This is a genomic window from Algoriphagus sp. NF, assembly GCF_028823735.1.
Taxonomy (GTDB): domain Bacteria; phylum Bacteroidota; class Bacteroidia; order Cytophagales; family Cyclobacteriaceae; genus Algoriphagus; species Algoriphagus marincola.
In genome coordinates this window covers 1-1,327 of the sequence record NZ_JAPEIB010000099.1, presented here as the reverse complement: position 1 = coordinate 1,327, position 1,327 = coordinate 1, and the positions used below count along the sequence as shown (strand labels likewise).

Below are 1,327 nucleotides of genomic sequence, written 5' to 3'. Positions count from 1 at the left end.
ATCAACTTTATTTATGAGTTTTCCATTTTTATTAAAAACTCCGGAAGTACCATACGACTTTATGAATATTGATCCATCTTTTAAAATTTTTATGCTATTTATGTATTTTCCAGTTCCATTTGGGCCTTCTATTTCAAAAGGATAACTAACTTCAAATTGAAGAATATCTAAATTTATTTCATCCAAAGAATGATCAAAACTGTTAAACAATAAGAAAGATCCACTTTTATTATCAAAATCAGATTTTAAAATATTTCCATCAAGATCAAGTATCCTTTTATGAGAATCAATTCTTATAGTATCGATTGTATATAAAAAGGCGAATGAATTAGTTTTTTTATTCTCTTCTTTACAAGAGATAAAAGTCAATAAAATTGATAAAATATATAAAACTCTCATTCTGTATTTACACGTTAAAAAAGAAGCCAATTTCATGGCTTCTTTAAAATAGTTTTGGTTCATTAGATTTTACCTTTTCGTACAATATCCTCGGACACACCAGTATTCAGCATCGTTACAGCAAGGAGTTGCACCACACGCATTATAACTACAATTTCCAGATCCCCCATACCCCCCTGTAATTTTCTTCATCTGACTTCTTTCTAAGACTTCGTCGGTGCTGAGTCGGAGCATTTCTAAGCTTAACTTTTTCATAGTTTTTACGATTTAAATGGTTAACAATAAATTTTGAATTGGTAAGAAAACCTCCGACCGTTTAAGTCACCGAAGACTGTGACTATTCATCGCGATTGAATATTTTTTATTTCTCGGTATTGTATTACTCATTAAATAATTTTAATCCTTCTTTTCATCAAAAAATTAGTTTGAAAATTGCAAACCCTAGTTCATCGTTTAAATTGAAGCAGGACCAAAGTTTTCCATCTTTAAAGAAAGGAAAGTCAGGAACTTTCTTTAATTCTGGTAAATAAATTTCCCCCAAAAGGTTAAGGTTTGAATCATATGTAAATAGAAAAATTTTAGCCTCATCGTACCATTCTTTATTTTGATCAAAAATCGGTATACTAGCAAACCTGAAAAAAAGATTCCTTTTTTCATCCCAAATTAAATTTTCAAAGTTAATTTGATAGATGAGTTTTTCAGCTTCCTCATAAAACTCTTTTTCGTCTGATACCAAATTCTTAAACGTACCAGTTTTTTTTGAGGGCACTAATCTGTGTTCAAACTCATGTAGTATCAAAGAATCCAGCAAATAGTCATATTCGTAAACATCAGAAGTTGCTGAACTGATAATATAAAGTTTATCGTTAATCATTTGTAAATATATTTGACCGGAAATCACTTTGAATGAATACTGAGATATATAAGT

General features: G+C 29.5%; 2 protein-coding genes. Both read right to left on the bottom strand.

From position 1 onward, the window contains the following. A partial coding sequence (locus OU792_RS18520; RefSeq protein WP_274671053.1) for a DUF4221 family protein occupies positions 1 to 462 on the bottom strand: 462 nt, incomplete at its 3' end. 349 nt (positions 463 to 811) lie between these two features. Further along, positions 812 to 1,327: DUF4221 family protein (locus tag OU792_RS18515; protein ID WP_274671052.1), on the bottom strand; the 516-nt coding region annotated here is incomplete at its 5' end.